The following is a 19,208-nucleotide window of genomic DNA, read 5'->3' as shown; positions in this document are numbered from 1 at the left end:
AATGTCCGGATCCGGATGGTCGTGTCCGGATCCGAACAGGGTGGGAAGGTCAGCCGCGCTTAGGTGCGCAGCCGCGGGACTAGCTCGGCCATCCCGGCCGCTGCCCGGTCCACGTCCGCGAAGGTGTTGTAGATATGCGGGCAGAGACGCATCCCCCCGGTGCTCGCGCCCGCCACGCGGTGCTCGGCGTAGAGCGCGGAGCTGAGCTGCCCGTTCGCGACGCCTTCGAATCGAAAAATCACGACTCCGCCGCTCATCTCGGGCGAGCGGGGCGTCACCGCTTCCGCTCCCGGAATCTGGGCCAGCCGGTCCTTCAGGCGGGCGGCGAGCTCGAATACGCGCGCCTGGATCGGGGCCTTGCCGATCATCTCGTGGAAGTCGAGACAGGCGGACATCCCGGCGATCGTGGCATCGTTCCTCTGGCCGAGGGTCTCGAACTTCTCCGCCCCATCCGGCGGAGTGCCACCTCCGCCCCAACCGACCCCCACGATCCCCGGCCAGATCTCGGGCACCCGTTCCGCGCGCACGTAAAGGATTCCGCCCTCTTTGGGCCCCATGAACCACTTGTGTGCGCTCGACGAATAGGAATCGCAACCGAGTGCGTGGAGATCCAGATCGAAGAGTCCGAAGCTCTGCGCTCCATCCACGTGCACGTGGATCCCGCGTTCGCGCCCGATTCGGCAGAGCTCGGCGGCGGGAGGCCTGATTCCCGACATGTTCGAAACGTCGGAGAAGGAAAGGACGCGGGTCCGAGGGGTCAGCTCCCGCACGAAGGCGTCCAGAATCTCTTCCGGTGCCGTGGGAGCGGGAGGGACAGTGACCCGCCGTACCGTGAAGCCGTATCGTGCCGCGCGGACATCCCAGGCCACGTTGTTCGTCTGGTGATTCTGATTCCAGAGAAGGACCTCGTCGCCGGCGCCGAGGGGGATCCCTCCGACGATGACGTTGTTCGCCTCGGTCGTGTTTCGCACGACGGCCATCTCGGTCGGGTCCGCCCCGAGGTAGGTTCCCAGCCTCGCCCGCAGGTCGTCCAGGAGCGCGCCATACTTGGAGCGGTTCTGCGAAGACACATCGCCTTCGACGTCGCGCATGGCCTGCTCCACCGCGTCGTTCACCACTCGGGGCGCCGGACAGAGGTTCGCCGCGTTCATCGGGGCGATCCCATCGCGCAGGGGAAAGGCCGCGCGGACCTGGGTCCAATACGCCTCGTCGGCGAGGGCCTCCGGTCGGAGCGGCGCAGTGAGCGGCGCGGTGGGTGCGAGCTCGCGGGCGGCCACCTCCCGCACGACCACGGGTGCGACCGCGAGACCCAGGGATCCCTGGGCGAGCTGGCGCAAGAACCGGCGCCGATCGGAAACGTTGCGGGTGGGACCGTGCAGATCGTTCACGCTCATCGTCCCTCCTCCTGTCGGCGGAGCCGACCGTGCCATGGCGGCGCGGCGCGCACCCCGGGGCTCCTGCGAGCTTTCTTAGTCGGCGATCTCTCTTCCCATCTCTTCCGCGACGCGCTCGGCTTCCTCCATGATGCGGAGGAGGTTGCCGCCCCAGATCTTCACGATCTCCTCCTCGGTGTACCCGCGATTCACGAGCTCGAGGGTCACGTTGAAGGTCTCCGAAGCGTCATCCCACCCCTCGATTCCGCCGCCTCCATCGAAGTCGGAGCTGATTCCGACATGATCCACACCGATCAGGTCCACGACATAGTCGATGTGGTCCACGAGCTCTCTCACCGTCGCAGGCGGTGGGACCGGCCACTGCGCGTCGATCTGCGCCATCCGCTGGTCGTACGCGGCGCGCCGGTCGGGCGCCATCTCCGCGAGAGCCGCCTGGATGGCTTGCCCTCCGCCGGAGAGTCCGAAGTCCGCCTGAAGGGCCTGGACCGCGGGAGCGCGCTCGGGCGGCGGCGTGACGAGATAGGAGTTGAAAGCCACGATCTGCACGACGCCGCCATTGTCCTGGAGCGCGCGCAGCAGCTCGTCGTCCAGATTGCGGCTGTGATTCGCAAGCGCGCGGACGGACGAGTGCGAGGCCATCACCGGCGTCCGCGACAGCCGCATCGTCTGGAGGTTCGCTTCCTTCGAGGGATGGGAGATGTCGAGAATGATCCCCCACCGGTTCGCCGCCGCGATCACCTCCTCCCCGAGGGGCGAGACCCCGTTCCAGCGGTAGCCGTCCACTTCACCCGTATGGGAATCGGAAAGCTGGTTGTTCCCGTTGTGGGCAAGCGAGAGGTAACGGACGCCCAGCTCGGCGAACCGTCGCACGTTCTCGACGTCCTCTCCGAGCGCATATCCGTTCTCCATCCCCATGAGCGCGACGAGGCGGCCTTCGGCGGCGACCCTCCGGACGTCGTCCGCGGTCAGGGCGAGACCGATCCGGCTCGGCGCGAGCTCGGAGGTGAGCCTGCGGATCGCCAGGACCTTGTCCATCGCCGTGTTATAAGCGCCCCGGTAGCCTTCCGCCGTGAAGTCGTCCCGCTGCCCCTGGTACATCGAGAACCAGACGGCATCGAGCCCGCCCGCCTCCATCGAGGGAAGATCCACCTGCGTGTTCTCGAGTCCGGTGAGGTAGTTCGGCTCGCTCGCCGTGAAGTTCCCCGCGTTGATGTCGGTGTGCGTGTCCGTCGCGATCGCCCGTTCGTGGATCATGCGGGCGCGCAGCGCCGTGACTTCCGCGTCGAGTCCCACGAGCGCGCCGCCTCCCTGGGCTCGGAGCGGCGCGACCCGCGCGCCGGCCAGCCGGGCGGTGGCCCCGAGCGTGGTCTGCATGGCATTGAAGCCCAGGCGATAGTCCGCGTCGTCGAAGGTCTCCAGAAGGTCGGTCGGCTGGTGCCAGTGCGGGTCGGAGCCCAAGCCGATCTCGAAGAGTCGCCGATTCTCACGCACGCTGACCGAGGCGACGAGATTCATGAAGGGGGTGGAATCCGTGTTGCTCATCGAATTGCTCGCCGCGGCCGGGTGATTCGTCGCGAACATCCGATTCGCATTGATCAGCTCGACGGCGAGACGGGAGGACTCCTCCCAGAGCGTGGAGTTCATCTGATATTCGACGTCCACGTCGGCGTCGAGCACCTGCTCGTCCTGAACCGGATTCCCATGGTCGAACATGACCTTGTCGTGCTGGATCATCCCCATCCACCTCGGCTCCGGATACGCGCCCGATCCGGCGGGGCTCTCGATCCCCTGCAGCTCGGCTCGCTGCTCGACATACGCCCGAGCCCCATTCAGCCCGGTTTCCTCGTTGTTCCAAAGGGCGAAGCGGACCGAGCGGTCCGTGCGGACGTCGGGGGAGGCGAGGACGCGCGCGATCTCCATGACCAGCGCGGTGCCGGAGGCGTTGTCGTTCACCGCTTCGCCACCGCCCCGTCCATCCATGTGGGCGCCGAGGATGTACATCTCGTGCGGAGCGGTGGAGCCGACCTTCGTCGCGTAGACCTGTTCGCGAGGTTGTCCTTGGTACTCGTACCGGAGCCGCTCGGTCTCGTATCCCCAGCTCCGGAGCTGGGCCTCGATCCAGTCCACGGCGAGGGCGTTCCGTTCCGTTCCCTGTTCGCGGTCCCCAAACTGGGCGAGCCCCGCCACGAGCGACTTATAGTGCTCGAAGTCGAGGCGTCTCACGACTGTCCAGGCGGCGCTGTCCGCGGCCGTCATCGGAACCCCGCCGAGCACGCCGTTCGGAAGCGGGCGCACCCGCGGCGGGGTCGGCGCCTCGCCCAGCACGACGCCGTCCACGATGACGACGGGACGCGTGACCTGATTCTGCGCGACCGCCTCGCGGGGCGCAGTCCCCGCGAAAGCGGCGGCCGCCAGGACGGCCCCCAGCACCGACCGGATCGGAGGGACCATTCCCTGGCGGGGGCTTCGGCTGGCTCGACCTTTCATTTCACCCTCTCGGCACGGGCCCGGGCCGGCCGCGCCCACCCGGGCCGATCAATCCGGATCGTCAGAACCCCTGCGGCGGACGCACGACGACAGCCTCGACCTCCACCGTCCGCCCACCCGGCAAGCTCTGCACGACATAATTGGTTCGGACCGGCTTGTGCGGATTCCGCTCCGCGTTATTGAAGTACAAGCCGTACGCGTCGTTGAACCCCTCCTCGCCCGCGACGCGGTAAACGCGGAGCTCCGCGACATCCGCCATCGTCGCACCCATCAGCGAGAGCCGCTCCTCCATCTGGGTGAGCACGCTCATGCCCTCTTCGGTCGCCGCTGTCCCTTCGGGCGCTACGATTCCGGAGAGGAAGACGAGCTCAGGGTAGGGAGCCACCATCGCCCCCGCAGCGATGAAACCCGTCCCGGTCATGCGCAGATTGGGATTTTGGGACTCCCGGTCGAGAACCTCGAACGCCGGCATCGGTGCCTGCGGGACGGCCCACACTTCGATCTCCACAAATCGCGGGTTGTTTCCGGTTCCGAAGCCGGGGGCCGCCCACATCGTCCATGCCGGCCCCTGCCCGCCGGCCAGCTCGCTCAGCCGGTCGAAGACCGGGGTCCATCCGGCGAAGTCCACCGTGGCCCGGTCGGGCTGGGGCGTCGGCAAGACCCGCACGAAGAATGCGTCCGCCCAGGCGAGCCCGTGGTCGGCGAGCGTGTTCGCGAGGCCGTTCATCGCGCCGCGCATGTGGTCTTCCATCGCCTCGGGGTTGGCGAGGGAATTCCGGTTGGGAAGCACGCCCGACGAGAGGAAGAGCCCCGGGCTCGTAGCCACGATCGCGGTTGGATTCCCCGCGGGGCCCACATAGCTCAGGTTCGGGTTCGCCGTCGCGCGGGCACCGTCCACCGCCGCCCGGTGTCCGCGGTCGAGGGGGAAGGCGGCCACTACGTCCAGCACGATCCGCGCGCTCCCCGGCACCCCGGAGGAGCCCACCGTCGTGCGCGCCGGCGGCTGTCCCGAACCATAGAAGCTTCTCCACGCGCCATCCCACGCCGTGAATTCCGTACCATCGCCGGGGGCGAGACCCGCTCGGACCTTGAGAACGTGGCTCCGGTCCAGCCCGACTTCGCTCAGACGTGCCTCCATCGCGCCGAGCGCCGCTGCCGCGGCCGCGCCGACATCGCTCCCTTCACCCTCGATTCCCCCGAACACGGCGAGTGTCGCGCCGGCGGGCGCCATCACTCCGGCCGCATAGGGCGCCCCCGCAAGCGGAAAGACCTCCTGGCCCTCGACCCCTCCACTCCAGAGCACCGGGGCGAGGAACAGGGCTGCGACGAAGAAGCGCGAAGCTGCTCGGAAACCGTGTGAAGCGTTCGTCATGAGGAGTATCCTTTGCATCGGATGAAGAGTGGCGGCACGGCTCCTCGGAGGTGGCGTCCTCACGCTCGCGCGAGGGACGGAAGTCTCCCGGGGTCCTGCGCGGGGGCGAGGATCGGAATCGCAAGATGCGAACCCGTGCCCCGCTCAGCAAGCGAGGAGGGCGGCCCACGAGTGCTCCCGGACGGAAACGCGCGGGCCGCGTGAAGGAACGTGGCTTCCGGGATGGATCTGGCGAGGAACGGGTAGTCCTCGGTGAGGGACACGGTTACCTTCGGCTTCGGATCGTCGGGACCGTCCAACACCGACGGAAGCGGACTACGACGGCCACTGTCGCCAGGACGGTGAGCGACATCGAAGTTCTCCTCCCGCTGAAGGCCTCCGATAGGCCGAACCTCTGACGGGGAAGCCCATGAATGCGTACTCCCTGCGAACGCTTGCTCTCGTAATTCTTTCGCTAACCGTGACGGGCTGTGGAGGGGTCCAGGAGGGGGGTGGCTCCGGGGACGGGCCGGCCCCTGCCGGACCCAGGTCGGTCACCGGGGGCGTGTATACCCCGTCTCAGGCGATCCTCGGCGAAACCGTTTTCGACATTTACTGCACCGCCTGTCACAGCGCGTTCGACCTGCTGTCTCCCAATTTCGCCTCGCGGTGGTCCGGAAGGTCCTTGCAGGAGCTTTACCTCAGGATCAAGAACACGATGCCGGAAAACGATCCCGGCGTGCTCACCGAAGATCAAACCGTAAACGTCATCGCCTACATGCTGAGCAGGCAGGGTTTCCGCGCGGGGGACATACCACTCCCGCGGGAACCGACGGCGCTCGGGGCCATCACGATCGAGACCACCGGGGGGCCCTGACTGACCGTTCGCCGGCGGATCCGGCCTCGCGAGGCCGCCCGCTCACCTCCGTTGGCGGGCGCTCTGCGAGGAAAAGAACGAAGGGGGCCGCGCGGTGAGCGGCCCCCTTCGTTTCACCCGACTCACTCCGCGGCTAAAGGCCCGAGCACGGCTTCCCCTCGCGCTACTGGCCCATCACACGCGCATGGATCAATTCCACCGCGCGCCACGCAGACTCGACCGCACCCTCCTGCCAAGCCGGATCCCCGCTGATCGCGGCGGAACCGAGGTAGATCCGACCGTGGGCCTGGCTGAGGAGGTCCATGTTCTCCCCCGGGTTCTGCCCCCAGGCACCCTCGCTGAACGGCACCCTGGGCCACATGATCGCGTAGGCGCTTTCGAACTCTTGCCGCATCTGCGGGTGCACTTTGCTCGCGTGCGTGAGCACATGCTCGAACCGCATCCGGACCGGCGAGTCTATGAGAGGCACGCCGTCGATTCCCGGAACGTTCGGTCCACCGTAGAAGCCGAGAAGGACCCCCTTCTTCGCGCCGTAGTCGTTCGACGGATACGAGAAGGACGGGAGTGGGTTGCCGCCGCCGCCTCCTCCCCCTCCGCCCCCACGTCCGCCGCCGCCTGCCGCGGGCTGCGGCGCGGCCTGCGGATTGAATGCCCTGAACTGGAGGTGCCCCCCGTAGATCTGATGGTCTTCCTCCCAGAACCGGCGGGCCATCTGCAAGCCGATCTTCGAGCTCGAGCTGTGGGTGTAGGCCTGCACCACGGCCGCGACTTCCGGCGAGAAATTCACCTCCAGTTGCTTGAGAATGGTCATGGGGAGGCACGAAACCACGTAGTCGGCCGCGACCTCCTGCCGTGCGCCTGACTGCGTGTCCTCCCACACGACCCGCACCTCGTTCTCCAGGGTGCGGATCGAGATGACTTTCGCGTTGAGGGTCACGCGGGGTCCGTGGAAGCGCTGGAAAGCCAGCGGGATCTGCTGCATCCCCCCGGTCGGCTGCAGGACGGGTACCGGGCCTCCCGTTCCGGAGGTCAGCGACCGCACCTGGTTCGCGAACCCGGACTGGAGGAGGAGGCTCAGGTCGTAAGGGTCCTCCGAACCCCTGACCCGGGCGTTCGGCTGGTAGATCCGATCGGGATTGCTCAGGTACCCCGCGCTCGTGAGGAACTGGAGGAGGCGATCCTTGTCCTCGGTCGAAAGCTCGCTGTCGAGGGACCCCTGATCGAGCGCCTTGGCGAGAAGCTCCGCCGTGTGCCCCCACATGTCGGAGGTGAGCTCCCGCAGGAGGAGCATCCGGTTGGCGAGGGGGCCGAGCGCCGGATCCTCGCTGAAGAGCACCTCGTTCAGGTCGTTGAAGGGCTCCATCCGGACATCGAGCTCCTTCGCATACCCCAAAATCCCGTGGTGGTCGTGGGGGAGCCGCCACGGACCGGCGTTCACGTATTGCCCCTCGTCGAACTCACACACCTGTGTTTCCCCGCCCGGGCCAAGCTCCGTGTGGGTATCGCCCCGGCGCACCGACCAGTTGAGGCCTCCGACACGGTCGCGCGCCTCCAGGATCTGGTAGTCGTATCCGAGCTTGCCCAGCTCGTATCCGACGACCATCCCGGAGACTCCGGCCCCGAGGACGATCACGCGGGTGTCCTGGGCCTGTCCGCTGAAGATCGGCCTGGGCCGAATCGGTTGGCCGCGGAGCTCCAGAGCGCCCATCGCGCCGAGCATCACGGACGACCCGCCCAGGGCGCCGAACCACTTGAGAACCTGCCGTCGGGTCAGACTGGATTCCGTGCCGTACCGAGCCGATAGATCGTCGCTCATAACTGGCTCCTGAGTGGGAACGCCACCCCGGCCACCGAGGGCGGCGGGGTCAGATGGGGGAGTGCGCGTGGGGGAACATACATTGCCCCTCCAAGTCCGGTCAACGAAAGGTTGTACCCCGCAAAAACGAGAAAGGGCGACCCAGGGGAAAGGCCCCAGGCGCAGGCCCGGCCGGGGGTCCGGCCCGGCCCTCGGCCGACTGTCCGTCTCCGTCAAAGTGTGGCTCTCCCTACGTCATGCGACGTATGGGGCGCGGCTGGGCCACCCCGCAACTTTCCAGGCGTACACCTTCGCATGGGAGGGCGCATGGACGACCCCAATTCGACCGACCCGATCGCCCGGCGGAACCGGCTCGTCGGCTGGTCTCTTTTTCTCGCCGGGATCGCGGGAGGGATGGTCCTCGGCCTCTGGGCCTTCGACGGCCCGGCCCCCGCCCCCGCGCGATTCGCGGAATACGACGGACTTCCCCGGCGGCTCCTTCGCCTGGGGCACATCGCCGCGATGGCGCTCGGCCTCACGAACATCTTCTTCGGGCACGAGCTTCCCGGATTGGCCCTCGGCCGAACGGGAAAGAAGGTGGCCTCAGCGAGCCTGATCTGTGGGGCGACGCTCATGCCGGCGATCCTCACGGCCGCCGCCTTCCACGAGCCGTGGAAGTATCTCCTCCCGCTTCCGGCGACGGCGACCTTCGTGGCCGTGGCTCTGATCTGTGCCGGACTGGTGCGTGAACGGAGACCGGCATGAAGATCGGGCTCATCGCGATGTCGGGGGTGCGCGTGCGCAGCCGCGAGCTCGTCGAGCTCGGGGTCACCCTTCCGGGATTCGTGAACCGGGGAAAGGTGATCGCGTCCCTCCCGTCCCTCGGTCTCCTCGTCGTGGCCGCGCTGACGCCACCGGAGCACGAGGTCGCCTATCTGGAGGTGGATGCCGTTCCCGGCACACTTCCGGACTTCGACCTGGTCGGGATCTCGACCTTCAGCGCCCAAGCCTACGAAGCGTATGCCCTGGCCGATCGTTATCGAGAGCGCGGCACGACAGTCGTCATGGGTGGAACGCACGCTTCGTTGCTTCCGGACGAAGCGCTGGAGCACGCGGATGCCGTTGTCTGCGGGGGAGCCGAGGAGGTCTGGTCCACCTTCCTCGAGGACTTCGTCCGAGGAGAGTTGCGCCCCCTCTATCGCGGAAGCAATCGGAATTTCTACAGCCGCGGGACTCCGGTGATGCCCCGCTTCGAACTACTCGTCGGGCGGCCATACAATCGGATCACGATTCAGACGTCGCGAGGATGTCCCCTGGATTGCGACTTTTGTGCAGCATCGAAAATCTTCACGCCACGTTTCGAGCAGAAGCGGGTGGCGGACGTCGAGCGGGAGGTGGCCCGGGTCGCCTCCCTCTTCGACCGTCCGTTTCTGGAGCTCGCCGACGACAACACCTTCGTGAATCGGGAGTGGTCCGAGCGTTTCCTCCGGATGCTCGCGAAGTACGACTTGCGATGGTTCACCGAGACCGACGTCCGCGTTGCGGCGCATCCGGGACTTCCGCGCCTGTTATACGAGGCCGGCTGCTCGCAGGTCCTGATCGGCTTCGAAAGCCCGCAGGCGAAGAGCCTGGCGGGAATAGATCGGTCGAACTGGAAAGCGAGGCGGCGGGGGGACTACCTCAGGACGATAGACACCCTCCAGGGCGCCGGCGTCACCGTGAACGGGTGCTTCATCGTGGGTCTCGACGCCGATACGCCGGAGATCTTCGAGCAGGTGCGGGACTTCGTTCGGGAATCGGGGCTGATCGAAGTCCAGGTCACCGTTCTCACGCCATTTCCCGGAACCCGCCTCCATGATCGCCTGAAGGAGGAGGGGCGGCTGCTCCAGGAGCGCTTCTGGGATCGGTGCACCCTCTTCGACGTAAATCACGTCCCGATGCAGATGACGGTGGACGAGCTCGAGTCGGGAGTCCGATGGCTCTTCCGGGAGCTCTACTCGGACGAAGCGACGAACCGGAGGAGGCGCCATTATATCGAGCTTGTGAAGCGGTTGAATCCATCCGAGGCGCTCGTCGGATGAGGCCCGCGAGCGAGGCCGAAGCCTACGTGCGCGCCGTGATCGGTCGCGTCACCGCGCGGGCTCCGGATGCCTTCGGACCGGACGAGGACCTCGCTCGGGCCGTCGGTCTGGACTCCTTGTCGCTCCTCCAGGTCGTCGCCGAGGTCGAAGAAGCGTACGACGTCCGGATTCCCGACGGGGAGATGGACCGTCTCCGCACTCTGCGCGACTTCCTGGCGCAGGTCCAGCGAGGCGATTGAACTTTGTGGCCCGCCTGGGAAGAGAGGCCTATGATTCCCCCGTCCGCCGCAGCCCGTGGGCGATCTCCCTCCGGACGCGAAGGTCCGCATGAGGCTCCGTGACTGATGCAAGCTACCCGTCCTTCGATTCCGGAACGACTCCCCCTGTGTGGGAGGCCGGAAGAGTACGCTCTCCTCCTCGGCGCGCTCGACCGCGCCACCGCGGGGAAAAGCGCGTCGGTCCTCCTTTGCGCCCCCCAGGGAATGGGGAAGAGCCGTCTGGCGGCGGCGATCCGGGAGGAAGCCGAGCGCCGTGGCTTCCTCGCCGTGTCGGCCGCGGCCTATGCGATGGAGACGGGAGTACCCTATTCGCTCTTTTGTGACCTCCTCGACCCGCTCTCCCGAGACCAGGACCCCGCGGCGCTTCTGAGCTTCACGCGGGGTGCGCCCGAATTCCAGTTCGTTTGCCCATCCCTCGCGGTTTCGGCCGACGCAGCCGCCGCGGGGACGGCGGACGCGATTCCCGACCTCCGGAACCGACTCCTTTGGAACTTTCCACCCTTCCTCGATCGCCTTCGACGCGATAGACCTCTCCTGCTGGTGCTGGAGGATGTCGAATGGGCCGATCCCTCGTCGCTCGAGCTGCTCCATTTCCTGATCCGCCAGGACCTCGACATCCCCTTGATGACGTTGGTCACCCTCGATCCTCAGGGGGCGCCGAGCGGCCCCGCCGTCCTCGAGGCCGCCCGTTCGCTCGCCGAGGGGAAGCGGCTCGAGGTCCGTATGCTCCAGCCGCTGGACGCGTCCGCCATCGAGGAGCTTGTGAGCCGCGGCTTCGGCGTGGCACCCGACGTGGTTCGCCCTTTCACCCAGAAGCTGGCGCGCTGGACGGGGGGGAACCCACTCTTCGTGACGGAAGTGCTGGGGCAACTCGTCTCGGCGGGCCGGATTCGGCGCGACGCGGGACGTTGGCTCGGTTGGAGTCTCGACGAAGTCACACCGCCCGGATCGGTTCGGGACCTCATCCTCGATCGCTTGCGCCCCCTCTCTCCGACGGTCCGGGTCGTCGCCGACACGGTAGCCGTTGCCGGGGTCCGAACGAAGTTCGAGCTCCTCGCCCGCGCCGTGCCCGTGCCGGAAGCGGTCCTTATCGCGGCGCTCGAAGAGCTGACGTCGGCCTCGGTTCTGGTCGAAGAGATGGAGGGGACCGATCTGCTCTACGCTTTCACCCACCCTGTTGTCCGAGAGGTTGTCTACGCTGAGATCGGGGCGGCGCGCGCGCGCGGGATGCACGGAAAGTTGGCGGCGGCTCTCGAGTCGCTCTACGGAGATCGGGCCATCGACCACGCGGTGGCGCTGGCCGAGCATCTGATGCACGCGGGGGATGAGGTGGATCGAGTGCGAACGGCCCTCTACCTGGGGGCCGCCGGGCGTCAGGCTCTCGAGGCCCACGCCGATCGCGAGGCCGTTCGTTATCTCGAGCGCGCCTTTGCCGCGCTCCCGGTCGGCGCCCCGGGGGATATGGTAGCCGAGCGGGCTCGTCTCCTGGAGGATCTGGCGCGCGCTCAGCAGAGACGGGGGAAAAACGCCGAGGCGGCCCGCCACCTTCTCGCCCTGAGAGAGGCGATCGCGGCCACCGGCGAGCACGAACGGCTCGCCGCCGTGGACCGGAGGCTCGGGCTGGCCGCTTTTTGGGGCGGAAGTCCCCAAGAGGCCCTCCAGCACCTGCATCGAGGGCTCAACGAGGCCCGGGCCGCGGGGAGCCGGGAGATGGAGGCGCGGCTCAGGCTCGCCAGGAGCGCATGTTTCCAGGAAACGGCGCGTCCGGTGGAAGCGCACGAGGAGGCCACGGAGGCGCTCCGCTTGGGGGGCGAAACCGGGGATGTCGGGATCCGGGTGTCGGCCCACATGAATCTGATCCTTCTCCATACATGGTCGGGTCCGACCAAGGAGGCGCGCGAACATGGGCGGGCCGCCCTCGCCCTCGCCGAGGAAGCGGGCGACCGGGCGGGACAGCTCGCCGCACATTGGGCGATGGCGGTGCTGGAAGGACTCACCGGCCACCCGCGCGAGACGCGGCGGCACCTGGACCTCGGGGCCGAGCTCGCCGACCGCTTGGGCTCTCCCCACCTACAGCTTCGCCTGTCCGAGGTCGAAATAGATTACGCCGCGCGACTGGGCCAGTGGGACCGGGGCGCGAACCTCGCCGCCGAGGCGATTCGGATGGCGCGGGAGTTGAATCAAGGGCTCAGCCTCCCCCGACTCCTCGTCCTCTCCGGGATTCTCCATCTGGGAACCGGGGACCTGGACACGGCCGATCTTGAGATCGCCGAAGCCAGGGCATTGGCCGGACTCCAGGAGGATGCCGGCCCCGCGACGACGCACACCGCCATCCTCGTGCAATCGGGGCTGGCGGCCCTCCACCTGGCGAGAGGAGAGTTCCGGGAGGCGATCCGAGAGGGTGAGATTGGACTGGCACTAGTGGACCGGAGCGGTTACACGGCCTGGGCGATCCTGCGGCTTCTTCCGACCATCGCGGAGGCCTCGCTTCACCTTCGCGATCTGGAGCGCGCGGAACGGGTTGCGCACCGTCTTCGCGCAGATGCCGAGCGCTTCGAGAACCCCTTGGGGCTCGCCTGGGCCGAGATCTGCCACGCGCTGGTGACCTGGCTTCGGGGGGACCTCGCGGGGGGCGCACGGGCGATGGAACGAGGGGCCGAAGGGCTGGAGGGGATGGGTCTCCTCCCCGACGCGGCCCGCCTCCGCCGCCAGCTGGCCGGCCGGCTCGCGGAGCTGGGTGACCGCGAGGCCGCGGTCCGCGAGCTCCGCCGGGTACACGATATCCTGGCCGGTCTCGGAGCCGCACCGGAGCTGGAGAAAGCGAGAGAACAGTTCCGCGAGGTCGGCGCTCGCCCGCCGACCCGGTCGTCGGGTTCGCCGGGATCCGGAGTCCTGACGGCGCGCGAGGCGGAGATCGCCCGCTTCGTGGGAGAGCGAAAGTCGAACAAGTCCATCGCCCGGGAGCTCGGGATCTCACCGCGAACGGTCGGCACTCACCTGTCGGCCATCTTCAAGAAAATGGAGGTGGAGTCGAGGGTCCAGCTCGGCGATCTCGTCCGCGAGGGAATTCTGGAAGACGGCGCCTGAGCCGGAAACTGTGGCGCCCGCGCCTCACCGATTCGGCCCACGTCCGGGCCATTCACCCCTTTCGCAATCCGGGAGAAAACTCGAAGGTAAAAGAGTTCCCGTGAGCGTGGCGCCTCGGACCCGAGGTCCTGGCGTCCCTCCCCACGGGACGGGCATGCGCTCCCCGTCGTGATGAGGAGATCGCCGTTCGTGCGATTCGACCGTTGGCTCGCAGCCGTCCCGGCGATGGCGGCGACCGTCCTCGCGACTTCCTGCCTCGCTGAACGCGGGCCCACCGATCCGGATCCCGGCGCGGTCGCCTCCATTGCGATCCTCGCCGACGGCCCCCCCGTCGTTCCGGTCGGAGGCACCCTGCAGCTCGAGGCCCAACCGAGGAACGCCCTCGGCGACTTGCTTCCCCTGTCCACCGTGATCTGGAAGAGCTTCCAGGAAGAAGTGGCGCAGGTCTCACCGGGGGGCGTCGTGACGGGAATCAGCGAAGGCCCCGCCCTGATCACAGCTTCCGCCGGGGGGCGCACCGGAAGCATCGCCCTCATGGTGGAGATTCACGAGCCTCCGGCCGCGCCGTCGGGCCTCGCCGGGAGTCCGGGCTCGAACACCCGAATCGAGTTGACCTGGGACGACAACGCGGAGAACGTGGAGGGATACCGGGTCGAGCGCGGCTCTCCCGTGCCGGAAGCGAGCCTCGCCCTATTCGTGGGGGTTGCCGAGTTCGTGGAGGTCGCCGAGCTCCCAGCCGGCGCCAGGTCATTCTCGGACGCGGGGCTCTCCCCGGCGACGACGTACCGGTATCGCGTGCGCGCCTGCAACCCCCACGGGTGTTCTCCGTATTCGGACCCCGTTGACGCCACGACCCGGGGGACCCTTACCGTAACGACGGCGTCGCTTCCCCCCGGAGTCGCGAACCAGCCGTACGGCGCCACCCTCGTGGCGGAAGGTGGGGACGGACAGTTCGGCTGGAATCTGGTCTCCGGTGTCCTGCCGGAAGGCCTCGCCCTCGCTCCCCATGGCGAGATCGCTGGAACGGCGCCCTCGTTCGGGGGCTCGAGCTTCACGGTTCGCGCGGAGAGCGGAGACGGTCAGGAGGCGACCCGCGAGCTCTCGCTCGAGATCTTCTCCCCTCTCCAGATCTCGACCGAGCTCCTGCCGGACGGTGAGGTCGGAAGCCCGTACGAGCAACTCCTCGAGGCGGTGGGAGGGGACGGCTCGGTCAGATGGACCCTCCTGGGAGGATCGCTTCCCCCAGGCCTCGCACTCGAGAGCCATGAGGGTCTTCTCCACGGGATTCCCGCCCACCCCGACGCCTATCGGTTCACGGTTCGGGCCGAGAGTGCCGACGGACAAACGGTGGCGAGGGAATTCACGCTGACCATTCACCCCGGACCGGTCGCGATCACCACGTCCGCCCTCCCCGGAGCGATTGTCGGCACCTTCTACGCGCACTCCCTGGCGGCCGTGGGCGGGCTTCAGGATTACGCGTGGTCCGTGACGGGCGGCGCCCTTCCACCCGGGCTGACTCTGTCGTCCGGCTCCGGCCTCATTGCGGGACCGCCGACTGCCGCGGGGAGTTATCCCTTCACGGTGAGGGCCGCGAGCGGCGACGACTTCGATGACGGCACGTTTTCCATCCTCGTCGAGGCGGCCGTGCCGAGCGGCACGCCCGTCGAAATCCAGAACTGGTACCTTCCGGTCGGATTCGTCGGGGAGCCCTACGATTACCCGGTGGCGGTCGCGGGGGGGGACGGCGAGGAGTACGAATTCGACGTCGTTGCGGGCTCCCTCCCTTCGGGGATCTCCATCCTTTCCGATGGTACGCTCGCGGGCACGCCCGACGGGAGTGGGACCGCGCACTTCGCCCTCCGCGTTCGGAGCGGAGGCTTCGAGGCGACCCGTGCCTTCGCCCTCAGCGTCTCCTTCGCGCCGCCCTCGGGATACAACATCGCGATCGTGAACGTGACCGGGACGATGCCCTCCCCCGCCGTCCGCGGGGAGCTCGACGAAGCGGTCGCCAAATGGGAGTCCGCGATCACTTCCGATCTCGGGACGTTCCTCGTGCCCGCTCTCGGGATCCTCGGTTCCTGCCTGGGACATGCGGGGAAGCTCCGGCCCGGCGAGCCGATCGAAGATCTCGCGGTCTTCCTGGACGTCGCCTTCATCGACGGCGCGTCCCCATCTGGCAACATCCTTGCGCGGGCAAGCACCTGCTCCCCCTTCGATGCCTCCGCCTTCCCCCGGGTCGGGGCGGTCCAGTTCGATTCGGCGGATCTCGACACCTTCGCCGGGGAGAAGATGCGAGGGCTGATCATCCACGAAATCGGGCACGTCATCGGAATCGGGACGATCTGGGATTTTCCGCCGAGAGACTTCCTCATCGGCGAGGGAGGATCGAATCCCCGCTTCGTCGGTGCGAGTGGAATCGCGGCGTACCACTCCCTCGGTGGGAGCGACGCGAACATTCCGGTCGAGACGAACGAATTCCCTCCGGGAACGGCCGACGCCCACTGGCGGGAGTCGGTCTTCGACCACGAGGTCATGACCGGATTCATCGAAAACAGCGCCTTCATGCCCCTCAGCAGAATGTCCATTGCGGCGCTCGGAGACCTCGGGTACAGCGTGAACCTCGGAGCCGCCGACGCCTACGCCATTCCGGCGCCCGGAGCGCCTGGAGCGGCGGCTGAGCCCGGCACCCGCATCCCGCTGAACGACGTCGTCGTCGAGCCGATCTACATCCTGAACGGGGACGGAACCGTCGAGCAGATCGTCCCGCGCTGATCTCTTGCTGATCGCCTCCCAGGAGCTTTGGGGATGCCGACCGGTGAGACTCCGCGTGGCCAAAGGCCGAGGGAAAGGATGCGCGCGGTGGGTGCGCGGGCCCTCTCGCACCGGGAGCTCCTCGCTCTCCTCATCGGGGCGGGTTCCGGCGGCCACTCCGCTCTCCGGGTGGCGGACCGGATTCTTGCGGCAACGGGAGGACGCCTGCGCATTCTGAGCGGGATGACCGGCCCGGACCTGGAGACCGTCGGGGGCGTCGGCCAGGCCACTTCCGCCCGCATCCTGGCGGCGCTGGAGCTGGGGCGGCGCGCCGTGGAGGAGCACCTTCCCGAACGCCCGCGAATCCGGGGCCCCTCCGATGTGTTCGCCCTGATGGCTCCCCGACTACGGGACCTTCCCCACGAGGAGTTCCACGCCCTCCTCCTGAACAGCCAGCACCGGGTCCTCGACGACATCACGGTGACCCGGGGGATCCTCGACGCATCCCTGATCCATCCCCGGGAAGTATTTCGCCCGGCGATCGTGGGGAAGGCGTCGGCGATCGTCCTCGTACACAATCATCCCTCCGGCGACCCGAGCCCTTCCGCCGAGGACCGCGCGGTCACGCGCCAGATGGTCGAAGCGGGCCGGGCCATCGGCATCCGCGTCCTGGACCACGTCATCGTCTCGGACGGAGGGTGGGACACCGCCGACTAAAGGCCTTCCACGGACTCTCCCGGACCGCACGAAGGGCCGCCCCTCCGCCCCGTTCTCGCCGTACCGTGTTTCAGGGACCCGGAGGACGCTAGATTTCAACTGTTCCCCTTCGTGCGACTTCCCGGATGCGGCAGACCCCCCGAGCCCGATCCCCGGCCATGAGTCCCCCCGCCGAAGCGGCCCCTTCCGCCTCCCCGACCATCCGGGGGATTCCGCGCGAGCTCGCGCGGGCGCTGGAGGGGTATGCCCGCCGCCTCGACGTGGACAAGATTCGCGAGGCGTACGAGCTGGCGGAGGAGGCACATCGCGGGCAGAAACGCGCCTCGGGAGAGACCTTCGTCAGTCACGCGGTGGAGGTCGCCACGATCCTCGCCCAGTTCAAGCTCGACACGGCCTCGATTATCGCGGGGCTCATCCACGATGTCGTGGAGGACACGCAATACTCCCTGACGGACGTGGAGCAGAGGTTCGGCCCCGAAGTGACCTCGATCGTGGATGGGGTGACGAAGATCGGGAAGGTGCGCTTTCGCTCGAACACGGAGCGGCAGGCGGAGAACTACCGGAAACTCCTCCTCTCCATGGCGGAGGATGCGCGGGTCATCATGATCAAGCTCGCGGACCGCCTGCACAACATGCGGACGTTGGAACACCTCCCCCGCGACAAGCGGCAGCGTGTGGCGCTGGAGACCCGCGAGATCTACGCACCGCTCGCGCACCGGCTCGGAATGGCCCAGGTGAAGTGGGAGCTCGAGGACCTCGCCTTCAAGTTCCTCGAGCCCGGCGAATACGAGGAGCTCCGATCGCTGGTGCAGGCGCGGAGAAGGGAACGGGAGCGCCAGATCCTCGAGATGCAGCGCCCGCTCAAGGAGCTCCTCGACCAGGCGGGGATCCCTGCCGAGGTGACGGGACGCCCTAAGCACCTCTGGTCCATCCATCGGAAGATCGAGCGACGGGGGAAGCCGTACGAGGAGATCTACGACCTGATGGCCATGCGGGTCGTGACCGACACCGTCCAGAACTGTTACGCGGCGCTCGGACTGATCCACTCCGCCTGGACGCCGATCCAGGAGCGGTTCCACGACTACATCGCGACGCCCAAGTCGAACATGTACCGCTCCCTCCACACGACCGTCTTCGGTCCGGGGGCGCGACGCTACGAGATCCAGATCCGAAGCGAAGAGATGCATCGGACCGCGGAATACGGAATCGCCGCGCATTGGCGCTACAAGGAGGGGGAAGAGCGGAAGGCCGACGAGGTGGACGAGGCCCTCTCCTGGTTCCGTCAGGTGCTCGAGTGGCAGCAAGAGGCCTCCGAGCCCGAGGAGTTCATGGAATTTCTCAAGATGGATCTCTTCCTCGGAGAGATCTTCGTCTTCACTCCGAAGGGAGAGGTGAAGCAGCTCCCCGTGGGCGCGACGCCGATCGACTTCGCCTTCGCCGTGCATACGGAGGTGGGGCTCCGGTGCGCGGGAGCAAAAGTGAACGGGAGGATCGCGCCCCTCTCGAGGGAGCTGAGGAACGGGGACACGGTCGAGATCCTCACCTCGCCGAAGCAGACTCCGTCGCGCGACTGGCTCGCCTTCGCGAAAACGCCGCGGGCGCGCGGCCGGATCCGCCATTGGATTCGCCAGGAGGAGCACCAGCAGTCGGTGAAGCTCGGGCGGGAGTTCCTGGATCGGGAAGTGCGAAAGCGGAGGATCTCCCTTCCCGCGGAGGAGGTCCTCGCCGGGGCGGCCCACGCTCTCGATCTGGGAGAGTGGGAAAATGTCCTCGCGGCGCTCGGCCGGGGGGACATCGGTCCTTCGGGCGTCCTCAAGGAGCTCTTCCCCGAGGCGGGGGCGGACGGGGCGTCTCCGCCTCCCCCATCGCCGCTCCGCAAGCTCGCGAACCGTCTCCGCAGGGCGCAGCCCGGGGTGAAGATCCAGGGGCTGGACAACCTGATGGTGCGGTATTCGCAGTGCTGCCAGCCCGTACCAGGCGACGATGTGATCGGCTACATCACGGTGGGACGAGGCGTCTCGATCCACCGGCAAGACTGCCCGAACGTCCTCGGGCTGTCCCAGGATCCGGAGCGGCGCGTCGAAATCGAGTGGACCGCGGAGGAAGGCGAGCGCTTCCTGGTGAAGCTCTACACGCGTGGCTCCGACCGGCGCGGCCTTCTCTCGGACATCGCTCACGCCATCGCGGACACCGGAACGAACATCCAGCACGCGGATATCCGGGCCGTGGACGACGGGATGCTCGGCGAGTTCGTGGTCGAAGTGCGCAACCTCGATCACCTGAAGAAGGTCATGAAGGGGATCGGCCAGGTGAAGGGCGTTCTCTCCGTGGAACGCCGCGAGTCGTTCCGCGACTCCGATCTCGTGGATCTGGAGTAGCGGCTACCGCGG

At 67.6% G+C, this 19,208-nt stretch carries 12 protein-coding genes; 8 read left to right on the top strand and 4 right to left on the bottom strand.

Annotated features, from left to right (window positions below):
* Positions 1-59: 59 nt before the first annotated feature.
* From WEG36_13920 to WEG36_13910, 3 genes are all read right to left on the bottom strand, one after another.
* Entirely contained in the window at positions 60-1,394 is a 1,335-nt protein-coding gene (locus WEG36_13920) for an aminotransferase class V-fold PLP-dependent enzyme (GenBank protein ID MEX1258707.1), read from the bottom strand.
* A gap of 75 nt (positions 1,395-1,469) precedes the next feature.
* Positions 1,470-3,881 carry a membrane dipeptidase gene (locus WEG36_13915; protein MEX1258706.1) on the bottom strand — a complete coding sequence of 804 codons (2,412 nt, stop codon included), beginning with the start codon at positions 3,879-3,881 and terminating at the stop codon, positions 1,470-1,472.
* A gap of 61 nt (positions 3,882-3,942) precedes the next feature.
* A complete protein-coding gene (locus WEG36_13910) occupies positions 3,943-5,253 on the bottom strand; it encodes a Rid family hydrolase (GenBank protein MEX1258705.1) in 1,311 nt (436 codons plus the stop codon).
* A gap of 409 nt (positions 5,254-5,662) precedes the next feature.
* Between WEG36_13910 and WEG36_13905 the strand changes: the two genes are divergently transcribed.
* Positions 5,663-6,109, top strand: coding sequence for a cytochrome c (locus WEG36_13905; protein ID MEX1258704.1), 447 nt, complete (start codon positions 5,663-5,665; stop codon positions 6,107-6,109).
* A gap of 163 nt (positions 6,110-6,272) precedes the next feature.
* Here WEG36_13905 and WEG36_13900 read toward each other — a convergent pair whose 3' ends face one another.
* A complete protein-coding gene (locus WEG36_13900; protein MEX1258703.1) occupies positions 6,273-7,925 on the bottom strand; it encodes an FAD-dependent oxidoreductase in 1,653 nt (550 codons plus the stop codon).
* A gap of 306 nt (positions 7,926-8,231) precedes the next feature.
* On the opposite strand from WEG36_13900, the gene WEG36_13895 reads away from it, so the two are divergent.
* From WEG36_13895 to WEG36_13865, 7 genes are all read left to right on the top strand, one after another.
* Positions 8,232-8,669: a hypothetical protein gene (locus tag WEG36_13895; protein ID MEX1258702.1), complete on the top strand. Its 438-nt coding sequence runs from the start codon at positions 8,232-8,234 to the stop codon at positions 8,667-8,669.
* Positions 8,666-9,985 carry a radical SAM protein gene (locus tag WEG36_13890; GenBank protein ID MEX1258701.1) on the top strand — a complete coding sequence of 440 codons (1,320 nt, stop codon included), beginning with the start codon at positions 8,666-8,668 and terminating at the stop codon, positions 9,983-9,985. Before WEG36_13895 ends, WEG36_13890 begins: the two co-directional genes overlap by 4 nt.
* Positions 9,982-10,224, top strand: a complete 243-nt coding sequence (locus WEG36_13885; protein ID MEX1258700.1) for an acyl carrier protein — start codon at positions 9,982-9,984, stop codon at positions 10,222-10,224. Before WEG36_13890 ends, WEG36_13885 begins: the two co-directional genes overlap by 4 nt.
* 105 nt (positions 10,225-10,329) lie before the next feature.
* Positions 10,330-13,350 carry an AAA family ATPase gene (locus WEG36_13880; GenBank protein ID MEX1258699.1) on the top strand — a complete coding sequence of 1,007 codons (3,021 nt, stop codon included), beginning with the start codon at positions 10,330-10,332 and terminating at the stop codon, positions 13,348-13,350.
* A 189-nt stretch (positions 13,351-13,539) separates the two neighbouring features.
* Positions 13,540-16,122 carry a putative Ig domain-containing protein gene (locus WEG36_13875; protein ID MEX1258698.1) on the top strand — a complete coding sequence of 861 codons (2,583 nt, stop codon included), beginning with the start codon at positions 13,540-13,542 and terminating at the stop codon, positions 16,120-16,122.
* A 33-nt stretch (positions 16,123-16,155) separates the two neighbouring features.
* Positions 16,156-16,818, top strand: coding sequence for a DNA repair protein RadC (gene radC / locus WEG36_13870; protein ID MEX1258697.1), 663 nt, complete (start codon positions 16,156-16,158; stop codon positions 16,816-16,818).
* A gap of 158 nt (positions 16,819-16,976) precedes the next feature.
* Positions 16,977-19,196, top strand: a complete 2,220-nt coding sequence (locus WEG36_13865) for a bifunctional (p)ppGpp synthetase/guanosine-3',5'-bis(diphosphate) 3'-pyrophosphohydrolase (protein ID MEX1258696.1) — start codon at positions 16,977-16,979, stop codon at positions 19,194-19,196.
* Positions 19,197-19,208 lie beyond the last annotated feature (12 nt).

Source organism: Gemmatimonadota bacterium, from assembly GCA_040882465.1.
GTDB lineage: Bacteria > Gemmatimonadota > Gemmatimonadetes > Longimicrobiales > Gaopeijiaceae > JBBEBG01.
This window is presented reverse-complemented; position numbering and strand designations above follow the sequence as displayed.

Bases quoted from the DNA above. Each gene is read 5' to 3' on its own strand.
- radC (MEX1258697.1), top strand. From the start codon at position 16,156: ATGCCGACCGGTGAGACTCCGCGTGGCCAAAGGCCGAGGGAAAGGATG.
- WEG36_13885 (MEX1258700.1), top strand. From the start codon at position 9,982: ATGAGGCCCGCGAGCGAGGCCGAAGCCTACGTGCGCGCCGTGATCGGT.
- WEG36_13865 (MEX1258696.1), top strand. From the start codon at position 16,977: ATGAGTCCCCCCGCCGAAGCGGCCCCTTCCGCCTCCCCGACCATCCGG.
- WEG36_13890 (MEX1258701.1), top strand. From the start codon at position 8,666: ATGAAGATCGGGCTCATCGCGATGTCGGGGGTGCGCGTGCGCAGCCGC.
- WEG36_13880 (MEX1258699.1), top strand. From the start codon at position 10,330: ATGCAAGCTACCCGTCCTTCGATTCCGGAACGACTCCCCCTGTGTGGG.
- WEG36_13895 (MEX1258702.1), top strand. From the start codon at position 8,232: ATGGACGACCCCAATTCGACCGACCCGATCGCCCGGCGGAACCGGCTC.
- WEG36_13910 (MEX1258705.1), bottom strand. From the start codon at position 5,253: ATGACGAACGCTTCACACGGTTTCCGAGCAGCTTCGCGCTTCTTCGTC.
- WEG36_13920 (MEX1258707.1), bottom strand. From the start codon at position 1,394: ATGAGCGTGAACGATCTGCACGGTCCCACCCGCAACGTTTCCGATCGG.
- WEG36_13915 (MEX1258706.1), bottom strand. From the start codon at position 3,881: ATGAAAGGTCGAGCCAGCCGAAGCCCCCGCCAGGGAATGGTCCCTCCG.
- WEG36_13905 (MEX1258704.1), top strand. From the start codon at position 5,663: ATGAATGCGTACTCCCTGCGAACGCTTGCTCTCGTAATTCTTTCGCTA.
- WEG36_13900 (MEX1258703.1), bottom strand. From the start codon at position 7,925: ATGAGCGACGATCTATCGGCTCGGTACGGCACGGAATCCAGTCTGACC.